The organism is Cupriavidus sp. MP-37 (genome assembly GCF_020618415.1).
Lineage (GTDB): Bacteria > Pseudomonadota > Gammaproteobacteria > Burkholderiales > Burkholderiaceae > Cupriavidus.
The window spans coordinates 1,032,579-1,052,064 of record NZ_CP085345.1; the positions used below are offsets into that span (position 1 = coordinate 1,032,579).

16 protein-coding genes are annotated in these 19,486 nt (G+C 69.9%); 6 read left to right on the forward strand and 10 right to left on the reverse strand.

Annotation, left to right across the window (positions count from 1 at the left end):
• Positions 1-163: 163 nt before the first annotated feature.
• Both LIN44_RS21180 and LIN44_RS21185 read left to right on the forward strand, forming a co-directional pair.
• Entirely contained in the window at positions 164-1,030 is an 867-nt protein-coding gene (locus tag LIN44_RS21180; RefSeq protein ID WP_227316200.1) for an SDR family NAD(P)-dependent oxidoreductase, read from the forward strand.
• A 223-nt stretch (positions 1,031-1,253) separates the two neighbouring features.
• Positions 1,254-2,276 carry an IS110 family transposase gene (locus tag LIN44_RS21185; RefSeq protein WP_227312327.1) on the forward strand — a complete coding sequence of 341 codons (1,023 nt, stop codon included), beginning with the start codon at positions 1,254-1,256 and terminating at the stop codon, positions 2,274-2,276.
• Positions 2,277-2,961: 685 nt separating this feature from the next.
• Here LIN44_RS21185 and LIN44_RS21190 read toward each other — a convergent pair.
• The 8 genes from LIN44_RS21190 to LIN44_RS21225 all read right to left on the reverse strand — a co-directional run bounded on the left by LIN44_RS21190 (position 2,962) and on the right by LIN44_RS21225 (position 13,446).
• Positions 2,962-4,593: a FadD3 family acyl-CoA ligase gene (locus tag LIN44_RS21190; protein ID WP_227316201.1), complete on the reverse strand. Its 1,632-nt coding sequence runs from the start codon at positions 4,591-4,593 to the stop codon at positions 2,962-2,964.
• A 1-nt stretch (position 4,594) separates the two neighbouring features.
• Positions 4,595-5,650, reverse strand: a complete 1,056-nt coding sequence (locus tag LIN44_RS21195) for a ferredoxin--NADP reductase (protein ID WP_227316202.1) — start codon at positions 5,648-5,650, stop codon at positions 4,595-4,597.
• A 26-nt stretch (positions 5,651-5,676) separates the two neighbouring features.
• Positions 5,677-6,441, reverse strand: a complete 765-nt coding sequence (locus LIN44_RS21200) for an SDR family oxidoreductase (RefSeq protein WP_227316203.1) — start codon at positions 6,439-6,441, stop codon at positions 5,677-5,679.
• Positions 6,425-8,137, reverse strand: a complete 1,713-nt coding sequence (locus tag LIN44_RS21205; protein WP_227316204.1) for an FAD-binding protein — start codon at positions 8,135-8,137, stop codon at positions 6,425-6,427. Before LIN44_RS21205 ends, LIN44_RS21200 begins: the two co-directional genes overlap by 17 nt.
• An 18-nt stretch (positions 8,138-8,155) precedes the next feature.
• Entirely contained in the window at positions 8,156-8,704 is a 549-nt protein-coding gene (locus LIN44_RS21210; RefSeq protein ID WP_227316205.1) for a flavin reductase family protein, read from the reverse strand.
• Positions 8,701-10,452: an FAD-dependent oxidoreductase gene (locus tag LIN44_RS21215; RefSeq protein WP_227316206.1), complete on the reverse strand. Its 1,752-nt coding sequence runs from the start codon at positions 10,450-10,452 to the stop codon at positions 8,701-8,703. The genes LIN44_RS21210 and LIN44_RS21215 overlap by 4 nt, the downstream gene beginning before the upstream one ends.
• A gap of 23 nt (positions 10,453-10,475) precedes the next feature.
• A complete protein-coding gene (locus tag LIN44_RS21220) occupies positions 10,476-11,669 on the reverse strand; it encodes an acyl-CoA dehydrogenase family protein (protein WP_227316207.1) in 1,194 nt (397 codons plus the stop codon).
• Positions 11,670-12,294: 625 nt separating this feature from the next.
• Complete coding sequence (locus LIN44_RS21225) at positions 12,295-13,446, reverse strand: LLM class flavin-dependent oxidoreductase (RefSeq protein WP_227316208.1); 1,152 nt, start codon at positions 13,444-13,446, stop codon at positions 12,295-12,297.
• Between the two features lie 208 nt (positions 13,447-13,654).
• On the opposite strand from LIN44_RS21225, the gene LIN44_RS21230 reads away from it, so the two are divergent.
• Entirely contained in the window at positions 13,655-13,999 is a 345-nt protein-coding gene (locus LIN44_RS21230; RefSeq protein ID WP_227316209.1) for a VOC family protein, read from the forward strand.
• Between the two features lie 9 nt (positions 14,000-14,008).
• Here the strand turns inward: LIN44_RS21230 and LIN44_RS21235 are convergent, their stop codons facing one another.
• Positions 14,009-15,196 (reverse strand): helix-turn-helix transcriptional regulator, encoded by a 1,188-nt coding sequence (locus LIN44_RS21235; protein ID WP_227316391.1) that lies wholly within the window; start codon positions 15,194-15,196, stop codon positions 14,009-14,011.
• A gap of 393 nt (positions 15,197-15,589) precedes the next feature.
• On the opposite strand from LIN44_RS21235, the gene LIN44_RS21240 reads away from it, so the two are divergent.
• Genes LIN44_RS21240 through LIN44_RS21250 form a run of 3 tightly spaced genes read left to right on the forward strand, consistent with a single transcriptional unit; the run spans position 15,590 to position 18,508 of the window.
• Positions 15,590-16,399, forward strand: coding sequence for an SDR family NAD(P)-dependent oxidoreductase (locus LIN44_RS21240; RefSeq protein WP_227316210.1), 810 nt, complete (start codon positions 15,590-15,592; stop codon positions 16,397-16,399).
• 58 nt (positions 16,400-16,457) lie between these two features.
• Positions 16,458-17,411: an alpha/beta hydrolase gene (locus tag LIN44_RS21245; RefSeq protein ID WP_227316211.1), complete on the forward strand. Its 954-nt coding sequence runs from the start codon at positions 16,458-16,460 to the stop codon at positions 17,409-17,411.
• Complete coding sequence (locus LIN44_RS21250; protein WP_227316212.1) at positions 17,408-18,508, forward strand: 3,4-dihydroxy-2-butanone-4-phosphate synthase; 1,101 nt, start codon at positions 17,408-17,410, stop codon at positions 18,506-18,508. Before LIN44_RS21245 ends, LIN44_RS21250 begins: the two co-directional genes overlap by 4 nt.
• Here the strand turns inward: LIN44_RS21250 and LIN44_RS21255 are convergent.
• On the reverse strand, positions 18,462-19,478 hold the full coding sequence (locus LIN44_RS21255; protein WP_227316213.1) for an acetyltransferase: 1,017 nt from the start codon (positions 19,476-19,478) through the stop codon (positions 18,462-18,464). The genes LIN44_RS21250 and LIN44_RS21255 overlap by 47 nt on opposite strands.
• Between the last annotated feature and the right edge of the window lie 8 nt (positions 19,479-19,486).

Below are 19,486 nucleotides of genomic sequence, written 5' to 3' on the forward strand. Positions count from 1 at the left end.
TGCGGGCACTTGCTGCATCGTCCTGGCGGACTAGCCGGTATGGCCGCGCCGGCGCCATCCGGCCACGCCGCGGGCACGGCTGGGGTAGTCCGAACGAGTGATGTGCCGGCGGCGCGCTGGCCGCACCCTCTGCGCGGGACGACCCCTACACAGAGGAGCAGAAATGACGGAATCAGGACACGCCTGCGTCGCCGTGGTGACCGGCGCCTCGCGCGGCGCCGGCCGCGGCATTGCGCTGGCGCTGGGCGCGGCGGGCGCCACGGTGTATGTCACCGGGCGCACTGAACAGGAAGGCAGCGCGCCGCTGCCGGGCACCATCCACGCCACGGCGCGCGAGATCGATGCGCTCGGCGGGCGCGGCATCGCGGTGGCCTGCGACCACGGCGACGACGCCCAGGTGGCGGCCCTGTTCCGCCGCGTGCGCGAGCAGAGCGGGCGGCTGGACATCCTGGTCAACAACGCCACCTTCCTGCACGACCAGCTGATCCAGCCCGGACCGTTCTGGCACAAGCCGCTGGACATGGCCGGCATCCTCGACGTCGGGCTGCGCTCCGGCTACGTCGCAAGCTGGCACGCTGCGCCAGTGATGGCCGCGCAGCAGCGCGGCCTGATCGTGTTCACCTCTTCCTTCGGCGCCAACTGCTATATGCACGGGCCGGCCTACGGCGCGCAGAAGGCCGGCATCGACAAGTTCGCGCACGACATGGCCGTGGACCTGCGGCCGTATGGCGTGGCCGCGGTGTCGCTGTGGATGGGACCATTGCGCACCGCGCGCACGCTGCGGGTATGGGAGGCGCATCCGGACAAGTACGCGGCGTTTGCACCGGTGGCGGAAACGCCGGAGTTCACCGGGCGCATCATCGACGCGCTGTATCGGGATCCGGCGTTGATGGACAAGTCCGGGCAGGTGCTGATCGGGGCGGAGGCGGCGCTGGCTTATGGCATCGTCGATGCGGAAGGGGTGCAGCCGCCGTCGTATCGGCAGGCGCTGGGCGGCCCGCCGGCGGTGCACCCGGCGATTGTGGAATAGGGTTCGGGCGCATTGGCGCCCGGGACGCGCCTGCTCTCCCCAGACCTTCCAACTCCCACTTGGGTACTCCCTCTCCCGCTTGCGGGAGAGATGGAATGAACACCGCCCATCTACCGCCAAGCCAGGCCGCGGCCTAGAAAACAAAGGGGCTCTCGCTTGACCGACGGCATCGATGTGCCAGAGTGAAAGTTCGATCCAACACTCAAGGTCGAGGAGAGCCCAAATGAATGCTATGACATATGGGCTGGACATTGCAAAGACAGTGTTCCAGATGTACTGGATAGACCCCATTACGGGGAAGCCCCAGAACCGGCGATTCAGCCGCACCGCGCTCATCGAATTCCTGTCCAATTGCCAGCCTGGGCAGATCGCACTGGAGGCCTGTGGCGGTGCCCACTGGTGGGCGCGCAAGATCCAGAGCCTTGGCCACGAAGTGGTGTTGCTCAACCCGGGTTACGTACGCGCCTTCGTGCGTACGAACAAGAACGACGCGGCGGACGCCCGAGCCATCTGGACTGCAGCCCGGCAACCCGACATGCCGGTCGTGTCGGTCAAGACCGAAGCGCAGCAGGCTGTGCTCTCGTTGCATCGTATACGGGACGGGCTGGTCAAGACGCGCACCCGGCAGAGCAACCAGATGCGCGGGCTGCTGGGCGAATATGGCCTGCACTTCCGCACGGGGCGGCTGGCCTTCCGGGCCGAGCTGCGCCAGCGCTGGGCTGAGGTCGCTCAGGTCGTACCGCCCTTGTTGATGCGCGCGCTGGAGCGGCAGGTCTGTGCGCTGCGCGAACTCGACGAACAGATCCAACTGGTTGAGCGTGACCTCCAGGAATGGCTGAGGTCTGATCCGGCCGCGCAGATCGTGGAGAAGATTCCCGGCGTCGGCCCCATTACCGCCACCGCCTTGGTCGCGACCATGGGCTGTGCCCAGGCCTTCCGCTCAGGCAGAGCCTTCGCTGCAAGCCTGGGACTGGTTCCCGCGCAGACCGGCACGGGCGGCAACGTACGGCTCGGTCACATCAGCAAGCGCGGCGACGCTTACGTGCGACGACAGTTGGTCAACGCCGGACGCACGATGCTCACGCGCACCAAACATCCGCCGGCCTGGGCACTGTCCATGCTGCAGCGGCGCCCCAAGAACGTGGTGGTCGTGGCGCTGGCCAACAAGATCGCCCGGACAGCCTGGGCATTAATGGCCCATGGGCGCCAATACGATCCCGGACATGTGAGCTTGCGCCCGGCCTGAGCCGGGGGGCATCACCTTCCCTTAACCAGCGCTTGATTAACCTTCACGGCTGCACAGGCAAGAAACAGCAATGACGAAACAGGTAGGACCGTGGGAACCCAAACCTGCCCCAACCCAAGCGGCTTACAAGCCCGTGGCGAGAGATTGAGGACGGTTCTCAGCAGCTTCCATTGTGGCCCGCGAGAACAAGTACTCGCTCCAGGCCGGATATAAGGCAGCAGCCCCATCCTGCGACGTCAAGCTGGTTCCAAAACCTTGCAACCGGGGCGGTGTTCATATAAGGGTTGGGGAGAGGGCCAGAGCATCAACGGAGTGAAGGCCGTCGCTATTGCACGCGCCTGCCCTCTCCCCCGGCCCCTCTCCCGCAAGCGGGAGAGGGGAGAAAACCCGCAGGGTCAAGATGCGCCCCAGGTCTTCCAAACTCCCACTTGCGTGCTCCCTCTCCCGCTCGCGGGAGAGGGTTGGGGTGAGGGCCAGAGCATCAACGAAGTGAAGGCCGTCGCCATTGCACGCGCCTGCCCTCTCCCCCGGCCCCTCTCCCGCAAGCGGGAGAGGGGAGAAAACCCGCAGGGTCAAGATGCGCCCCAGGTCTTCCCAACTCCCACTTGCGTGCTCCCTCTCCCGCTCGCGGGAGAGGGTTGGGGTGAGGGCCAGCGCCTCAACGAAGTGCAAACCGTATCCCCCGTCACGATGCCCGCAACTGGTACTTCAGCACCTTGCCCGCCGCGCTGACCGGCAGCGAGCTCACGAACAGCACCTCGCGCGGCACCTTGTAGTTGGCCATGTGCCGGCGCGCCCAGGCGATCAGCGTGTCGGCATCGACGCGCGCGCCGTGGCGCAGCACCACATAGGCGCGGCCGACCTCGCCGAGGCGGTCGTGCGGCATGCCCACCACCGCCACCTGGGCCACCGCCGGATGCGCCACCAGCAGCTTTTCCACCTCAGCCGGATAGCAGTTGAAGCCGCCGACGATAAACATGTCCTTGATGCGGTCGGTGATGCGCAGGTAGCCGCGCGCATCGAGCGTGCCGACATCGCCGGTATGCAGCCAGCCGTCGCTGTCGATGGCTTCGGCAGTCGCTTCGGGCAGGCCGAAGTAGCCCTGCATCACGTTGTAGCCGCGCACCAGCACTTCGCCCGGCTCGCCGGTGGCAACCGGCTGGCCCTGCGCATCGATGCAGCGGATCTCGATGCCCGGCATGGCGCGGCCGGAGGTGCCGGCAACGGTCTCGGCGTCGTCGCCGGCGCGCGTGAGCGTGGCGAAGCCGCACGATTCGGTCAGGCCATAACCGGTGATGATGGTGTCGAAACCCAGTTCGTCACGCATGCGCTGGATCAGCGCCGGTGCGATCGCCGAGGCGCCGGTCACCGCCACGCGCAGCGAGGACAGGTCGAACTCGCGCAGGCGCGGCGCATTGAGCAGCGTCTGGTACAGCGTGGGTGGACCGGGCAGCACCGTGATGCGCTCGTTCTCCACGCGCGTCATCACGGCCTCGGCGTCGAACACCAGGTGGGGCAGCACCGTGGCGCCGCGCGACAGCGCCGCCAGCCATCCGGCCTTGTAGCCGAAGGTATGGAAGAACGGATTGACGATCAGGTAGCGGTCCCCGGCGCGCACGCCGGTGATGGCGGCCCAGCCGTCGATGGCGCGCAGGTTTTGCGCGTGCGCGGTCATCACGCCCTTGGGCCGGCCGGTGGTGCCCGAAGTGAACATGATGTCCATCGGGGTGTCGCCGCGCACGCCGGCTTCGCGCGCGGCAAGTGCCGCCGGCTCGGTACGCGACGCCAGTGCGAGGAAATCGTCCCATGTCAGTTCGTCCGCGCCGGCGGCCCGGCCCTGTCCCGGGCGCAGGATCACCAGCCGCTCCAGCGTGGCGGGGCGATGCGGCGCCAGCATCCGCGGATAGCTTTCGCCGAGGAAGCCGTCGACGCAGAACAGCAGGCGCGCGCCGCTGTCGGCCAGCACCGCGCCGGCTTCGGCCCCTTTCATGCGCGTGTTGAGCGGCACCAGCGCCGCCCCCACGCTGTGCGTGGCCAGCGCCGCGATGATCCACTCTGAAAAGTTCGGCGCCCACACGGCGACGCGGTCGCCAGGCTGCACGCCGAGCGCCATCAGCGCGCGGGCCGCCTGGATCCGGCCGGCGTCGAGCGCGGCGTAGCTCAGGCGCAGCCCGTCTTCCTGGATGGCGATGCGCTCGCCGTGGCGGCTGGCCGCGCGCCGCAGCAGCTCGGGAATGGTCTCGGCAATGCTGTCGTTGGCCGCGGCTTCGATGCCGGCCGGTGCCACAATGGCGTCGAGGGTGTCAGATGGAGTCATGTCAATCCGGGAACTTCAGGTGGATCTCGCTGCTGGCCGGGCGCGCCTGGCAGGCCAGGGTCCAGCCCGCCTCCAGGTCGGCGCGGTCGAGCACGTGGTTTTCGCCGAGCGTCACGTCGCCCTGCGTCACCTGGCACATGCAGGCGCCGCACAAGCCGGCGCGGCAGGAGTTGGGCGCGGCCACGCCGGCGCGCTGCAGCGCGTCGAGCACGGTTTCATCGGGCGCCACGCCGACCTGATGGGTCGCGCCGTCCAGCTGCACGGTCAGTGCGGCGCCGCGCATCGCGGGCGCGGCCTGGCTGGCGCCGGTCGCAGGGATGCTGGCCGGCGCCGGCGCCGCCGGCGCATCGGGCAACGAGACGAAGCGCTCCACGTGCAGCTGGCCGCGCGGCACCCCCAGCGCCTGCAGCGCGGCCTGGGCACCGTCCATGAACGGCCCGGGCCCGCACACAAAGCACTGCGCCATGCTCCACGGCCGCACCAGTTCCTCGATCTGGCGCTGCGTGGGCGGGCCCTGCACGCTGTCGAGCCAGTGGATCACGCGCAGGCGGCCGGGATGGCTGCGCGCCAGTTCCGCCAGCGCCTCGCGGAAGATGATGGAGCGCTCGTCGCGGTTGGCATACACCAGCGTGACCGCGCCGCGCCCGTGCCGCAGCGCCGCCTTGGCGATCGACAGCACCGGCGTGATGCCGCTGCCGCCCGCCAGCAGCAGGAAATCGCCCTGCAGCGCTGGCGGCGTGAACACGCCGGCAGGCGGCATCGCCTCCACCATGTCGCCGGCGCCGAGATGGTCGCAGATCCAGTTGGAGACGCGCCCGCTCTGCACGCGCTTGACGGTCACGCGCAGCGCGCCGTCAACGCCCGGGGTGCTGGACAGCGAATAGCAACGCTGCAGCGGCACGCCGTCGACCGGCACGCGCAAGGTCAGGAACTGGCCCGGGCGGTAGGCGAAGGTCTCGCGCAGCCCCTCCGGCAGCGCGAAAACCAGTGAATGCGCCTGGTCCGTCTCCGCGACCACTTCGGCAATCTGCAGCCGATGGAATTGCACTGGCGCCATGATGTCCTTCTCTGCGGTGAGCGCGCTCAGGCCACGCCCATGATGGTCTGCGCGTTGTCGATGCGCAGTTCCGCGCCGTTGATGAAGCGCGACTCGTCGGAGGCCAGAAACAGCACCAGGTTGGCCACATCGCGCGGATGGCACATGCGCTGCATCGGCTCGGCGCCGCCGACTTCCTCGGGCAGCGCGGTGGCGCCGCCGGGCAGGAAGGCCGCGGTCATCGGCGTCAGGATGCCGTCCGGGTGGATCGAATTGCAGCGGATGCGGTAGCCGCTCTGCTTGCAATGGCCCGCCACCGCGCGCGTCAGCGCGGCCACCGCACCCTTGCTGGCGCTATAGGCGCAAAACGCGCCCATGCCGCCCAGCGCCGCCACCGACGACATATTGACGATGCTGCCGCCGCCCGCCTTCATCGCCGCCACGCCGTACTTGCAGCCCAGGAAGTAACCGTCGGCGTTGATGCGCATCACGCGCTGCCACTGCTCCAGCGTCGCTTCCTCGACCGTTCCCAGCATCAGGATGGCGGCATTGTTGACCAGCACATTGGGCGCGCCGAAGCGCTGCCCGGTGCGCGCCATCACTTGTTGCCAGCCGGCTTCGCTGGCGATGTCGTGCGGCACGAACAGCGCGGTCTCGCCGATCTCGCGCGCCAGCGCGTGGCCCGCTTCCTCGTTAACGTCGGTCAGCACCACGCGCGCGCCTTCGCGCGCCAGCAGCAGTGCGTCTTCCTTGCCGACGCCGCTGGCGGCTCCGGTGACGATGGCGATCTTTCCTTCAGTACGTCGGCTCATGGGTAGTCTCCTGGTGGTTGTCTGCCTGCTTTCCGCCGATGGGGTCGCCGGCAGCCTGTTGTGCGACATGGCGGCCCGCGTTGCGTCCCGACCAGATGCAGTCGGCAAGCGACAGGCCGCTCACGTAATGGTTGGATGCGATGCCGACGGCGGTGCGGCCGACGGCGTAGAGCCCGGGGATGGGCGCCCCGCCCGCGGCAGCGAGCACGCGGCCGCTGGTTTCCTCCACCGCCAGCCCGCCCAGCGTGATCGCCGGGCACGGAAAGACCCGGCTGTCGGCCGAGATGTCGATGGCCAGCCACGGCCCGGCCTCGAGCGACGCGCACATGGCTGCCGACTTGCCGGCCGGATCGGGCGTCTCGCCGCGCGCCGCGGCGTTATAGGCGTCGACGGTCGCGCGCAGCGCCTGCGCGGGCATGCCGAGCTTGCCGGCCAGCGCCTCGATGCTGGTGGCGCGGCGCGCACCGGCCAGCATCAGCAGCGCCGCGGGCAGCGCCTGGAACGCCCACAGCCGCCCGCCCAGGCATTCGCGCAGGGCCTCGCGCGCCAGCGTGCGGTTCAGCACCAGCCAGGCGCGCCCGCCGTGCCGTTCGCAGATGGCGTGGCCGAGAGTGGCGCCGTAGGTTTCCTCGTTGCCGATGCGCACGCCTTGCGCATCGACCACGCAGCCGCGCGCCCACGCGAACGGCGGATTGATGAAGCGCCACGCCGACACGCGCGCCAGGTGCCGCGTGGCGCCGCCGGCGGACTCACCGAGGCGGATGCCGCTGCCGTCGCAGCCGGTCGCGCCCAGGCGCCAGGCCTGCTGGTACTTGCCGGCATGGCGCGCCACCATGGCGCGGTTGAAGATGAAGCCGCCGGTGGCCAGCACCACCGCGCGGGAGCGCACCGCGACCGGCTGCGCGTGGCGCAGCTCCAGCTGCAGCACCTGCGCGCGCAGCCGGTCGGCCAGCGCCGGCATGGCGTTGTGCAGGCGCTCGGCCAGGCGCGCCAGGCGCGCATGGCGCTTCTGGTGGCGTCCCGGCGGCAGCTGCCACAGCTCGACGCCGACGACCGCGCTGTCGCGGTCCAGGATCAGCCGCCGCGCCGCGCACTGGCGCATCACCGTGATCTGCCGGCTGTCTTCCACGGCGCGGCGCAGCACGCCATACAGCGTGCGGCCGGACATGCCGGGACCCTTCACGCGGTGTCCGCGCGGTGCGGGCGCGGCATGCTGCGCGTAGGCGGGCACCGCCTCGTTGCCGGAGTAGTACAGGTAATACGGTTGCGCCGGATACGAGGTCTTGCGCGGCGGCACGGTGGCGGCAAAGCGAACGCCCAGCGCTTCGAGCCATCCGAGCATCGCGCGGCTGTTCTCGCAGAAGTCCTGCAGCGTGGCGTCGCTGACTACCCCTCCGGTTTCCTGACGCAGGTAGCCCGCCATGGCCTGCGGCGTATCGTCATAACCCGCGGCGCGCTGGTAAGGCGTGCCGCCGCCGGCATAGACCACGCCGCCGCTTCTGGCGCTGGCGCCGCCGCCTTCGAAGCGCTCCGCCACGATCACGCGCGCGCCGCCATGCGCGGCTTCCAGCGCGGCGCAAGCGCCGGCGGCGCCGAAGCCGACCACCACGGCATCGCAGGCGGCCTGCCAGGGATGCGCGTCGGGGTCATCGAGCCGCAACGGGGCGTGGACGGGGGTGACGGCGTCGTGAGCCATGCTGGCGCTTGCTCCGGGTCAGGCCGAACACAGCGCGCCCAGCGGCGCGGAGGTGGTATAGGCGCCATCGACATAGACCAGCGGCGAAACCTCGCCCGCCAGCCTGACCTCGCGCAGCCGGCCGATAAATACCGCATGGGTGCCGTAGTCAAAGCGGCCGTCCTGCTGGCAGAACAGGTTGGCCTGCGCATTGCGCAGCGATGGCACGCCCAGCAGGTCGTCTTCCCACTCGCCGCTGGTGAAGCGCGCTTCGCCCTTGAGCCGGCCGCTGCAGTCGACCGCGATATCGCGATGGTCGGCAGCGAGCAGGTTGATGCAGAAGTCCGCGCCGGCATCCAGCGGCGGGTAGATCGAAGCATTGCGGTTGATGCAGATCAGCAGCGAAGGCGGATCGGCCGACAGCGAATCGACCGCGGTGACCGACATCGAATAGCGGCGCTCGCCATGGCGGCAGCTGATCACGGCGACGGAGCGGGCCATGCGGCGCATCGCCATCAGCATGTCATCGCGCAGCGCGCTGCCGGCTTCGGCGCTGGCATCCGCACTGGATTGAGGTCTGGCGCTCATAGAGCCTCCTGTACAGGTTGAGCGGGGTGCGTGGCGGGCTGCCGCGCAGGCTGCGAAATCACGTCCGCGGCGATCATGCCGAAGGTCATCGCCGGGCCCAGCGTCGAGCCGGCGCCGGGATAGCTGGTGCCCATCATCGAGGCACTGGTATTGCCGATCGCGAACAGGCCGGCGATGGGACTGCCGTCGCCGCGCAGCACGCGCGCGCTGGCGTCGGTCACCAACCCGCCCTTGGTGCCGATGTCGCCGGCGTCGAGCCGCACCGCGTAGAACGGCGCCTTGCCGATCGGCGCCAGGCACGGATTGGGACGTACCGCCGGGTCGCTGTAGTAGGTGTCGAACAGGTTGTCGCCCTTGCCGAACTCGGCGTCGACGCCGGTGGCCGCGTAGTCGTTCATGCGCGCGACGCTGGCGGCGAGGCCATCGGCATCCACGCCGATCTTCCGCGCCAGCTGCGCCAGCGTGTCGGCGCGCACCAGGATGCCGGACAGGCCGGCCGGAATGCTGCGGTCCGGCATCACCGAGCCGGGCAGGATCGGCCCGCACGGGTACTTGTGGCGGAAGGTGGCGTCGAACACCATCCAGGCCGGCACGCTGCAGCCGGTCTGCGCATGGTCGCGGTACATCGCGGGCACGAACTCGGAATACGGCGCGGCCTCGTTGACGAAGCGCCGGCCCTGCCCGTTCACCACCAGGCAGCCAGGCATGGCGCGCTCGATAAACAGCGCGCGCTGCTTTTCCTCGCCCTGCACCCGCACCGTGGGCGCGCCCCAGACGTGGGACATCAGCGCCACCTCGGCACCGGCCGCCTGCGCGGCGCGGATGGCGTCGCCGGTATTGTTGGGTGGGGTTGCACTCCAGGCCGCCTGGGTCGGTTGCGGCAGGTATTGTTCGCGCATGGCCTGGTTGCGCTCGAAGCCGCCGGCGGCCAGGATCACGCCGCGCCGCGCGCGGATCTCCACCACGCGTCCGTCCTGCACCGCGCGCACGCCGCGCACGGTGCCGTCCTCGACCATCAGGTCCTGCAGCGCGGTATCGAGCCACAGCGGCACCGCGCGGTCCATCAGCGCGCGCCGCAGGCCGCCGACCAGGCTGTTGCCGAGCGTGAGCCGGCGGTCGCGCCGGGTCTTGCGGCGCCAGCGCAGGTCGAGCCAGTAGCGGGCGAACTGGCGCAGCGCCAGCCCGAACCAGCCGGGCGAGCGGCACAGCAGCGCGTGCGCCTCGCCGGAAGTCACGGCGACGCGGCCGCCCACCAGCGTGCCCGGTGACGGCGGACGCAGCCGGTCGAACTCCTCGCGCAGCTGCGCGCCGTCGAACGGCATCGGGTCGAGCGCGCGGTAGCCCGGCATCGCCCCCGGCAGCTTCTGGAAGTAGTCGGCGTAGCGCGGCAGCGTGTAGTAGCGCACGCCGGCCTGCTGCTCCAGGTATTGCAGCATGCGCGGCGCCTGCTCCAGGTAGGCGCGGATGCGCTGCGGGTCGCCGTGCTCGCCGGTGCAGGCGAGCACATATTCCAGCGCCCGGTCATAGTCATCCTGCCCCCCGGCCGGCCCGATATGGTGGTTCAGCGGAATCCAGATGCCGCCGCCGGACACCGCCGAGGTGCCGCCGTACTGGCTGCTCTTCTCCAGCACCACCACCGACAGCCCGCGATCGGCGGCGCGGCAGGCGGCCAGCATGCCGCCGGCGCCGGAGCCAACCACCACCACGTCAAACTCGCTGGGCTGCATGCGCGCTCTGCTCTGGCTCATGATGGGTCCTTGTGCCGCGCGGCTCAGATAAAGAAGTCCGTGTTGGCGCGGCCCATCATCACGCCACCCAGGTTCTGGCCGAAGCGGTCCAGGTTGTTGGCGTAGTGGGCGCGCGCCGCGTGCAGGTCAAGGAAGCGGCGCACCATCGGGTTGCTGCGGTAGATGCCGTTGCCGCCGGCATAGCGCAGCAGGCCGTTGGCCAGCTGCGCGCAGCGCTCCGCCACCTGCGCCGACTGGAAGCGGAAATGCAGCCGGCGCGGCGTGTCGACCTGGCCGCCGTCGCGCGCCACCGCCAGCAGCTCGTCGAAGTTGCGCTCCAGGATGGTCCGCATCTCGTCGATGGCCACCTGCGCGCTGGCGCACGCCATCTGCGCGCCGCCGTCTTCCGCGGTCTTGCCGCCGCCGTTGCTGCTGACGCGGCCGTCGGCGTAGGCGACGAAGTCGTCCAGCGTGCCTTCCAGCGCGCCGATGCAGGCGGTGCAGACCGCGCGCACGAAGATCTGCGCGAACGGCAGCCGGTACAGCGGCACGTCATTGACGGCCAGCCCCGGGCTGGTGCCCATGGCGCCATCGACGGCGCGATGGGTGCGGTAGTCGGGCACGAACACATCGTCGACCACGATATCGTGGCTGCCGGTCGCGCGCAGGCCCAGCACATCCCAGTTGCGCACGATCTTGTAGTCCGAGCGTGGCAGCAGGAAGGTGCGGTAGTCATAGGCGCCGCCAGGCTCGGCGGGGGGCACCAGGCCGCCAAGGAAGATCCAGTCGCACAGCTCGCTGCCGCTGGAGAACTTCCAGTGGCCGGAAAAGCGGTAGCCGCCTTCGACCGGCGTCACCTTGCCGACCGGCATGTAGGTCGACGCGATCAGCGTGGCGGGATCGTTGCCCCACACTTCCTGTTGCGCGCGTTCATCGAACAGCGCCAGCTGCCAGTTGTGCACGCCGACCACGCCGTAGACCCAGGCGGTGGACATGCAGCCTTTGGCCAGCGCCATCTGGATGCGGAAGAAGGTTTGCGGGTCCAGCTCATAGCCGCCGTGGCGGCGCGGCTGCAGCACCTTGAAGAAGCCCGCGGCCTGCATCTCGGCGATGGTCTCGGCGGGAATGCGGCCTTCGGCCTCGGCCTGCGCGGCGCGTTCGGCCAACGCCGGGATCATCTGCTCGGCACGCGCGATCAGGCGTGCGGCGAGTTCCTTGGGATTGATGTCGTGATGCACCGCGGTCTCCTTGTTTGCCTGGTTTTGTGGCTGGCATCGATGTTTGCACCGGCGCGGCGGCGTGCCATCGTCTGTTGGGACTAGCTGTTATCGCGCTCTGTGTTGCGGTACTTCGTGGATGCGCTGGCCCTCACCCCCGCCCCTCTCCCGCGAGCGGGAGAGGGGAGCAAACCCGCGGCAGACCATTGCTTCGAGCCATCCAACTCCCGCCTGTGTACTCCCTCTCCCGCTTGCGGGAGAGGGTTGGGGTGAGGGCGGGAGCATCAACGAAGTGCAGGCCGTCGCTATTGCAAACGCCCGCCCTCACCCCCGCCCCTCTCCCGCACGCGGGAGAGGGGAGCAAACCGCAGCGGTGTCATTTGCCTCGAGCCTTCCAATTCCCACTTGCGTGCTCCCTCTCCCGCTTGCGGGAGAGGGGAGCAAACCCGCGGCAGACCATTGCTTCGAGCCATCCAACTCCCGCCTGTGTACTCCCTCTCCCGCTTGCGGGAGAGGGTTGGGGTGAGGGCGGGAGCATCCACGAAGTGCGGGCTGTCGCTTTTGCACGCGCCGGCCCTCTCCCCCGCCCCTCTCCCGCAAGCGGGAGAGGGGAGAAAACCGCAGGGGGAGCCAGACACCTGCGTAACTAAGCCAACGCCCGCAACTTCCTCCCCTGCTTGCGGAAATGCGGAATCACGTACTCGCCGATATTGCGGATGGTCTCCAGCTGCGCCCACTGCGGCACCGTGCCCATCTGGCAGATAAACAGGATTTCATCGGCGCCGGCATCGATCAGGCGCTGCACGTAGCCGATGCAGTCGTCCACCGTGCCGTAGGCGTGGTTGGGGTTCAGCATCATCATCGACGGATCGCTGAAGTCCACCGAGACCTTCTCCGACGCGAACTTCGTATTGATCACGGCCTTGCCCTGCGCATCGGTTGCCGTGACCTGCTCGTCGTCCCACGCCGACGGATCGGGACGCTCGCCGCCGGCATACCAGTACGACAGCGACTCCATGAAATAGCGCTGTCCCTTGATGCCGATCTTGCGCGCCGCCAGCCCATCTTCCAGCACGATGGTCGGGCACAGCGCCGCCAGGTGCTGGTGCGGGCGGAAGCCGACCTGGTCCTCCGGCTTGCGCGTTTCCCAGGCGGCGCGGTAGATCTCGTTCTTCTTGGCGACATCCTCCGGCCCGCCGAAGCCGAGCACCAGTGCGCCCATGCCGCGCGCGCCGGCGCGCTGCAGCGTGTCGGCGTTGGTGCAGGCCAGGTACATCAGCGGGTGCGGGTCCTGGCGCGGCTTGGGATGGATCGGGCGGCGCGGGATCTTGATGAACTCGCCGTCGTGCTCGATCTCGTCCTGCGTCAGGATCTTCGGGATCAGGTACATCGACTCGTCGATCATCGGGTGCAGGGTGTTGAGGTCGTAGCCGAAGGTGCCGGCCTCCTGCTGGGTGCCGCCCTTGCCCACGCCGAAGTGCACGCGGCCGCCGGACAGGATGTCGAGCGTGGCGATGCGCTCGGCCACCTTCACCGGATGGTTCATCGCCGGCGGCAGGCACACCACGCCGTGGCCGATGCCGATGCGCTGGGTGCGCCCGGCGACGAAGGCCAGGAAAGTCTCCGGCGCGCTCATGTGCGCGTAGTTGGTCAGCGCAGTGTGCTCGACCGCCCAGACCACGTCGAAGCCCATGTCCTCGGCCAGCACCACTTGTTCCATGATGTCGTCGAACACCTTGTGGTCGCCGGCGCGCGAGGCATCGACGGTCTGGGCTTCATAGATCAACGAAAAACGCATTGCAGTCCCCTCTCGCTTGGTCGGTACCAGACCGCATCCGGGGCACTGCGAGGCGCTGCGCCTTGGGCCGGAAGCGGCCTGCGTGATCGCAGTGTGGTCGGCGCAAGACGTCGCAACATCGTCTGATTGGATTATGAGCCGCGCACGGCGCGTCCCTATCATGGGCACGCGGGCATGCCGCCCGCGCTCATCGAAAGGAACTGACACCATGCAAGCCAGGCTGCTGCTATACCCCGTTGCGGACATCGACGCCGCGCTGCCGTTCTTCACCGGAGCACTGGGACTGCCGGTGAAGTTCCGCGATGGCGACCGCTATTGCGCGCTCGACGCGGGCGCGCTGACGCTGGCGCTGGTGGCCGGCGCGGAACGGCTGGTGGACCAGCCGGCGCTGGCCTTCAGGGTGGAGGAAGGCAACGATATCGCCGCGGCCATTGCGCGGCTGGTGGAGGCTGGCGCCACCGTGGCGCAGCCCCCGGCGCAGGGTCCGCACGAGACCCGCGCGGTACTGCGCACGCCGGAAGGCTTTGCGCTGGTGCTCAGCGCAAAGCCCTGACGTCTTGCTCTAGCCGAGCGAAATCACGCTGCTCAGCAGCATGCGCACCAGCGTGGCCTGGCGCGTCACGCCGGTCTTGGAGAAGATCGCGCGCAGGTGCGCGCGCGCGGTGTTCTTGCTGATGCCGAGTTCGTCGGCGGCTTCATCGAGCGTCAGGCCGTTGGCCAGCTGCAGCGCCAGCTGGGTCTCGGCCGGAGTGAAGTCGAACAGCTGGCGCACCACGTCGTGCGAGGCCTGCGAACGGCGTTCGGGATCGCGGATAAACACCACGCAGGCGGGGCGCTTGCGGTTGTCCTCGGACCACTCGCTCAGCGGGATGGTGCGGACCAGCACGCCCAGCCTGGCGCTGCCGGACGGACGCGTGATCGACATCGCTTCCATCACCGCCGGCGCGGTGCCCAGGTGGCCCATCATCGCCTGGCGCAGCAGCCGCTGGAACTTGCGGTTCTCCTGGCCATATTCCACGTCCAGGCTGCCCTTGGCGATGCGCATGCCGTCCCGGGCGCCCAGGATCTCGTCGGCGGCGGCATTGGTCTTGATGATGGCGCCGGACTCGTCGAGGATCACCATGCCGACCAGCATGCGGTCGATCGCGCTGGCATAGACGGTGCGCTCCGATTCCACCACGTCGAGGCGCGAGTGCAGGTCCACCGCGCGCTTCAGGTGCGGCAGCAGCGCGGTGCACAGGGCCTTGTCCGCGGCCGAGAAGTCGCGGCTCTCATGCTTGCGGCAGACCCGGAAGCGGCATTCCACGCCATCGTCGGTACGCAGGTCCGCGCCCAGGATATAGCGGATGCCGACGTCCTTGAGGAACTGCAGGTAGATCTCGCTCTGGCACCAGACGCCCGGCCCGAGATGCTCGTCGATGGTCACCACGCGGTCCGACGGCAAGCCGATAAACGGATCGAGCGCGTAGTAGTAGTTGTTGTAGGAAGTCTCGCCCGGCAGCGTCGAGCCGCCATGCTCGGACGCATTGATCATGAGCCCGCGCCGGTCCGTGGCCGGCGAGCGCAGGATCAGCGTGACGTAGTTGGCATCGAGCTGCCTGCGGATCTGCTCCAGCGCCTTGCCCCAGGGCACCTGCTCCATCGGTCCCTGGTAGATATTGCCCAGCAACGCGCTGAAGTCAGACAGCGACACCGTCGTCTGCGCGAACAGGTGCGCGGCTGCCTGGTTGTGGCTCACCTCCATCAGCATTTCCTCTGTCTCCATTGTGGCGTGCTCAGCGCTCCGGTCAGGCCGGGCCGCTGGCTTGTGCGGGCTCTGCGGCCCTTTTTTGTGCCCCGATTATAGGGACGGCGAGGGGGTCGCGGCTTGCCCCCTGCCTTCATGGTTTGCCCTAGGCGAGCCCGGCTGCGCCCGCCAGCCGGACTAGTCCCGCGGGACAGGCCCATCGTCACGCGCCGGCGGCGCAAACACATACTCCAAACAGACTAAGGACAGACCCATGCCGGCCCGGCAAGGGCAAACCCCTATGCAACCGGTAGCGCAGGCGCGTCCCACCCAAACAGACGATGCCCGCGCGCCGCGCCGCGGCTACAAGAAGCCATGCGCGGCGATCGACGCCGCCGTTTTGAGGAGACCTCCACCATGGCGGCAAACCCGCGGCAGCAAGCCGCAGTGATCACCGGAGCAGCCGGCGGCATCGGCCTCGCGCTGGCGCAAGCGCTGGCCGCGCAGGGCTATGCGCTGGCGCTGGCCGATATCGATGCCGAAGCGCTCGAAACCGCACGCGCGGCGCTGGCCGGCGACGGCGCGACCGTCATCGCCGTGCCCACCGACGTCTGCGATGCACGGCAGATCGCGCACCTGTGCGACGAGAGCTTCCGGCAACTGGGCCGCGTCGACCTGCTGTTCAACAACGCCGGCGTGCTCGCCACCGGCCGTTGCTGGGAACTGCCGCCCGAGGTGTTCGACCATGTGATGCGCGTCAACCTGTGGAGCGTGCTGCATGCGCTGCGCTGCTTCGTGCCGCGCATGGCGGCGCAGGGCTCGGGGCATATCGTCAACGTGGCATCGATGGCCGGCCTCGCGGTCGGCCCCTGGCTGGCGCCCTACACGCTGTCAAAGCAGGGCGTGGTAGCGCTCAGCGAAGGACTGGCGCTGGAGCTGCAGGCGGCCGGCCTGCCGATCCGGGTCTCGGTGGTCTGCCCCGGCCCGGTCGCCACCGGCATCGCCGCGGACCTCGACGGCGCCGGTCCGCAGGAGGTGAACCAGATGAACGGCGCGCTGCGCAGCGGCATTGCCGCCGGCATGACGCCGGACGAGGTCGCGCGCGTGATTCTCGATGGCGTCTGCGCCGGCCGCTTCTGGATCCTGCCGCACGAGCAGGCGACGCACGCCGCGCTGGCGCGCGCGCAAGGCATTGCCGCCGGCAGCCAGCCTGCGTTTGCTCTCTGAACCAGCTCTCTGAACTCGCGCTCCGCACCTGAATCCTCAACCGCAACCGGGAGACACCATGCCGCTCGATCCCCAGGCCCGCGCCATGCTTGACGCCATGGCCGCCATGCCCAGCCCCGACTTCTCCACGCTGCGCGCCGCCGATTACCGTGCCGCGCTGGCGGCCATGCCCGGATTCGCTCCCGGCGATGCCATCGCTGCGCAGCACGACCTGACCCTGAACGGCGCGGCCGGCCCGCTGCGGGCGCGCCTGTACCGGCCGGACGACGGCGCCGCGCTGCCGCTCGTGATCTATTTCCACGGCGGCGGCTTCGTCCTGTGCGGCCTCGATTCGCACGACAACATCTGCCGCAGCCTGGCGCGCCGCAGCGGCGCGCTGGTGCTGTCGGTCGACTACCGGCTCGCGCCGGAAGCGCGCTTCCCGGCCGCCGCGGACGATGCCGTCGCGGCGGTGCGATGGGCCGCCGCGCATGCGGCGCAACTGGGCGCGGATCCGGCGCGGATCGCGGTGGCGGGCGACAGCGCCGGCGGCAATCTCGCCGCGGTGGCTTGCCAGCAATTGCGCGGCAGCGGCATCGCCCTGAGGCACCAGCTGCTGCTCTACCCCTGGCTGGACTGCACCGATGCCGCGACCGGCAGCGCCAGCTACCGCGAATGCGCAACCGGCTATTTCCTGAGCGCGGCGGAACTGGACTGGTATCGCGCCCAGTACCTTGCCAATCGCGCCGATGCCGCGGACGTGCGTGCCAGTCCGCTGTGCCAGCGCGACCTGCATGGCTTGCCACCAGCGACCATCATCACCGCCGAGTTCGACCCGCTGCGCGACCAGGGCGAAGCCTACGGCGAAGCGCTGCAGCGCGCGGGCAACAGCGCCACCGTGCGCCGCTGGCCCGGGCAGTTCCATGGCTTTGCCAGCATGCAGGGCGTGATCGATGCGGCCAGCCATGCGCTGGATGCGGCCGCGGCGGCGCTGGTCCAGGCATTCGGCGGCAGCCGCCAGGAGGCCGCATGAACCCGACGCAAGTCCTGCCGCCGATGGCCGACGTGCTTGCCGCACTGGCCGCTGGCGAGCGTGTGGTGGTGATCGAAGACGAAACCGCGGAAGCCACCGGCTGCGTGCTGGTGGCCGCCGAGCGCGCCACCGAGGCCGACGTCAACTTCATGGCCGCCGAGGCGCGCGGCCTGGTGTGCATGGCCATCACCGAGGCGCGCCGCGCGCTGCTGCAGCTGCCGCCCATGGCCGCCGGCCAGCGCCAGCGCGAGCGCTACACCGTGTCGATCGAGGCGGCCAGCGGCGTCAGCACCGGCATCTCGGCCGCCGACCGCGCGCTGACGCTGCGCGTGGCGGCCGCGCCGCGCGCGCGGCCGCATGACCTGGTCCAGCCCGGCCATATCTTCCCGGTGGTGGCGCAGCCGGACGGCGTGCTGCGCCGCGCCGGCTTTGCCGAGGCGTGCTCAGACCTGCCGCGGCTGGCCGGGCGCGTCGCGGCCGGGGCCTATGCAATGGTGCTCGACGACGACGGCGAGCTGCTGCGTGGCGCGGCCCTGCTTGGCTTCGCCCGGCGCCACGGCCTGCCGGCGGTCTCCGTCAGCGGGCTGATCCACCACCGGCTGCTGACCGAGGGCGCGCTGCGCCGTACCCGCTCGAGCGAACTGGCGACGCCGTTCGGGCGCTTCACCGTGCACGCCTACCACGACGCGCCAGTGGACGCGCTGCACCTGGCGCTGGTGCTGGGCCAGCCTGACCCGCGCACGCCCGTGCTGACCCGCGTGCAGACCGTGGAAATGCAGCGCGACGTGCTGGCCTTCGGCGCGCCCGCGCAGCCGGCATGGAACCTGGCGCGCTCGCTGGAGCGGATCGGCGCCGAAGGCTGCGGCGTGCTGGTGCTGCTGGATGAGCGCGAGTCGCCGCTGCAGCGGCTGGACCGGCTGGCCGCTACCGCAGCGGCCGCGCCGGCACCGGCGTTCGCCCAGCGCGCGCTCGGCGTCGGCGCGCAGATCCTGCGCGACGTGGGCGCGCACAAGCTGCGCCTGCTGAGCCATCCGGTGCCCTATCGCGCCGTCACCGGCTTCGAGCTGGAGGTGACGGAGTTTGTCCCGCCGGGCTGAGCGGCGCGCCGAAGCAGTCGGCAAAGCGGCGCGTGAAGCGGTCCACCTCGGCGTCGGGCAGGTGGTTGATGCCACCGGCCAGGCGCCGCCCGCCGCCGGTCTCGAAGGCGCGGCAGAAGTCCGCCGCGCCGGTAGCGCTGTGCGGCGGCACCCGTACGCTGACCACGTAGCCGCCGCCGGACCGGGGCGACAGCAGGCCGATCGCATCGCCAGGACGCATTCCCACCAGCTCGTTGGCCAGCACGCCGAGCGCGCGCCGTGCCCACGGCGCGTCGGGCAGCACCAGCAGCGCGGCCCCGGGCACCTCATGCACCGGCGACAGCCGGCGCGCCTGGGCCATGTCGTCGTCGAAACCCTCGCACAGCAGCGTGTAGGTGGCACACTGCGCGGCGAAGTCGAGCGGATCGGCGAAGGGCAGCATATGCTGCGCCAGTTCGGCGGGGTCGCAATGCAGGTCGGCCACGCACTCGCCGTACGCGTTGTAGTTCAGGCAGGTGCCAAGGCGTTCCAGCACCGCCGTCTGGCGTCCGTCCAGCCCCAGCTGCGCCGCCATGCCGCGCGCCACGTCGCCGAGGTTGTCGCCAAAGGCCGCGGTGACCGCCCAGCGCCGGTGGCGGCCGGCGAGATGGCGGTCGACCAGGATGCTGGTGCAGACCTGCGCCCCTTCGTCGATATGCGGGCGCAGCCCGGCATGCGACGGCAGCTCGCCGGCATGGTGGTGGTCGAAGTAATCCACCCGCACGCCGGCGCCAAGCAGCCGCAGCAGCCCGTCGCGGTTCTGCTCGAGCGAGATGTCGAGCGCCGTCACGGTATCGCCGGCGCGGGCGTCGATGCGCTCGAGCAACCGGATATCGCGCTTGACGCCGGTCACCAGCGTGGCATCGCCGGCTTGCGAATGATCGGCCAGGCGCAGCTGCTGCAGCGCGCACAGGCCGTCGGCGTCGCCGTTGAAGGCAAAGTAGCGTGTCATGGCAGGCG

What these genes read in the sequence shown, in the direction of transcription:
- LIN44_RS21245 (WP_227316211.1), top strand. Translation starts at nt 16,458, where the DNA reads ATGCCGCTCGATCCCCAGGCCCGCGCCATGCTTGACGCCATGGCCGCC.
- LIN44_RS21210 (WP_227316205.1), bottom strand. Translation starts at nt 8,704, where the DNA reads ATGAGCGCCAGACCTCAATCCAGTGCGGATGCCAGCGCCGAAGCCGGC.
- LIN44_RS21180 (WP_227316200.1), top strand. Translation starts at nt 164, where the DNA reads ATGACGGAATCAGGACACGCCTGCGTCGCCGTGGTGACCGGCGCCTCG.
- LIN44_RS21215 (WP_227316206.1), bottom strand. Translation starts at nt 10,452, where the DNA reads ATGAGCCAGAGCAGAGCGCGCATGCAGCCCAGCGAGTTTGACGTGGTG.
- LIN44_RS21250 (WP_227316212.1), top strand. Translation starts at nt 17,408, where the DNA reads ATGAACCCGACGCAAGTCCTGCCGCCGATGGCCGACGTGCTTGCCGCA.
- LIN44_RS21255 (WP_227316213.1), bottom strand. Translation starts at nt 19,478, where the DNA reads ATGACACGCTACTTTGCCTTCAACGGCGACGCCGACGGCCTGTGCGCG.
- LIN44_RS21190 (WP_227316201.1), bottom strand. Translation starts at nt 4,593, where the DNA reads ATGACTCCATCTGACACCCTCGACGCCATTGTGGCACCGGCCGGCATC.
- LIN44_RS21240 (WP_227316210.1), top strand. Translation starts at nt 15,590, where the DNA reads ATGGCGGCAAACCCGCGGCAGCAAGCCGCAGTGATCACCGGAGCAGCC.
- LIN44_RS21200 (WP_227316203.1), bottom strand. Translation starts at nt 6,441, where the DNA reads ATGAGCCGACGTACTGAAGGAAAGATCGCCATCGTCACCGGAGCCGCC.
- LIN44_RS21185 (WP_227312327.1), top strand. Translation starts at nt 1,254, where the DNA reads ATGAATGCTATGACATATGGGCTGGACATTGCAAAGACAGTGTTCCAG.
- LIN44_RS21205 (WP_227316204.1), bottom strand. Translation starts at nt 8,137, where the DNA reads ATGGCTCACGACGCCGTCACCCCCGTCCACGCCCCGTTGCGGCTCGAT.
- LIN44_RS21230 (WP_227316209.1), top strand. Translation starts at nt 13,655, where the DNA reads ATGCAAGCCAGGCTGCTGCTATACCCCGTTGCGGACATCGACGCCGCG.
- LIN44_RS21235 (WP_227316391.1), bottom strand. Translation starts at nt 15,196, where the DNA reads ATGCTGATGGAGGTGAGCCACAACCAGGCAGCCGCGCACCTGTTCGCG.
- LIN44_RS21225 (WP_227316208.1), bottom strand. Translation starts at nt 13,446, where the DNA reads ATGCGTTTTTCGTTGATCTATGAAGCCCAGACCGTCGATGCCTCGCGC.
- LIN44_RS21195 (WP_227316202.1), bottom strand. Translation starts at nt 5,650, where the DNA reads ATGGCGCCAGTGCAATTCCATCGGCTGCAGATTGCCGAAGTGGTCGCG.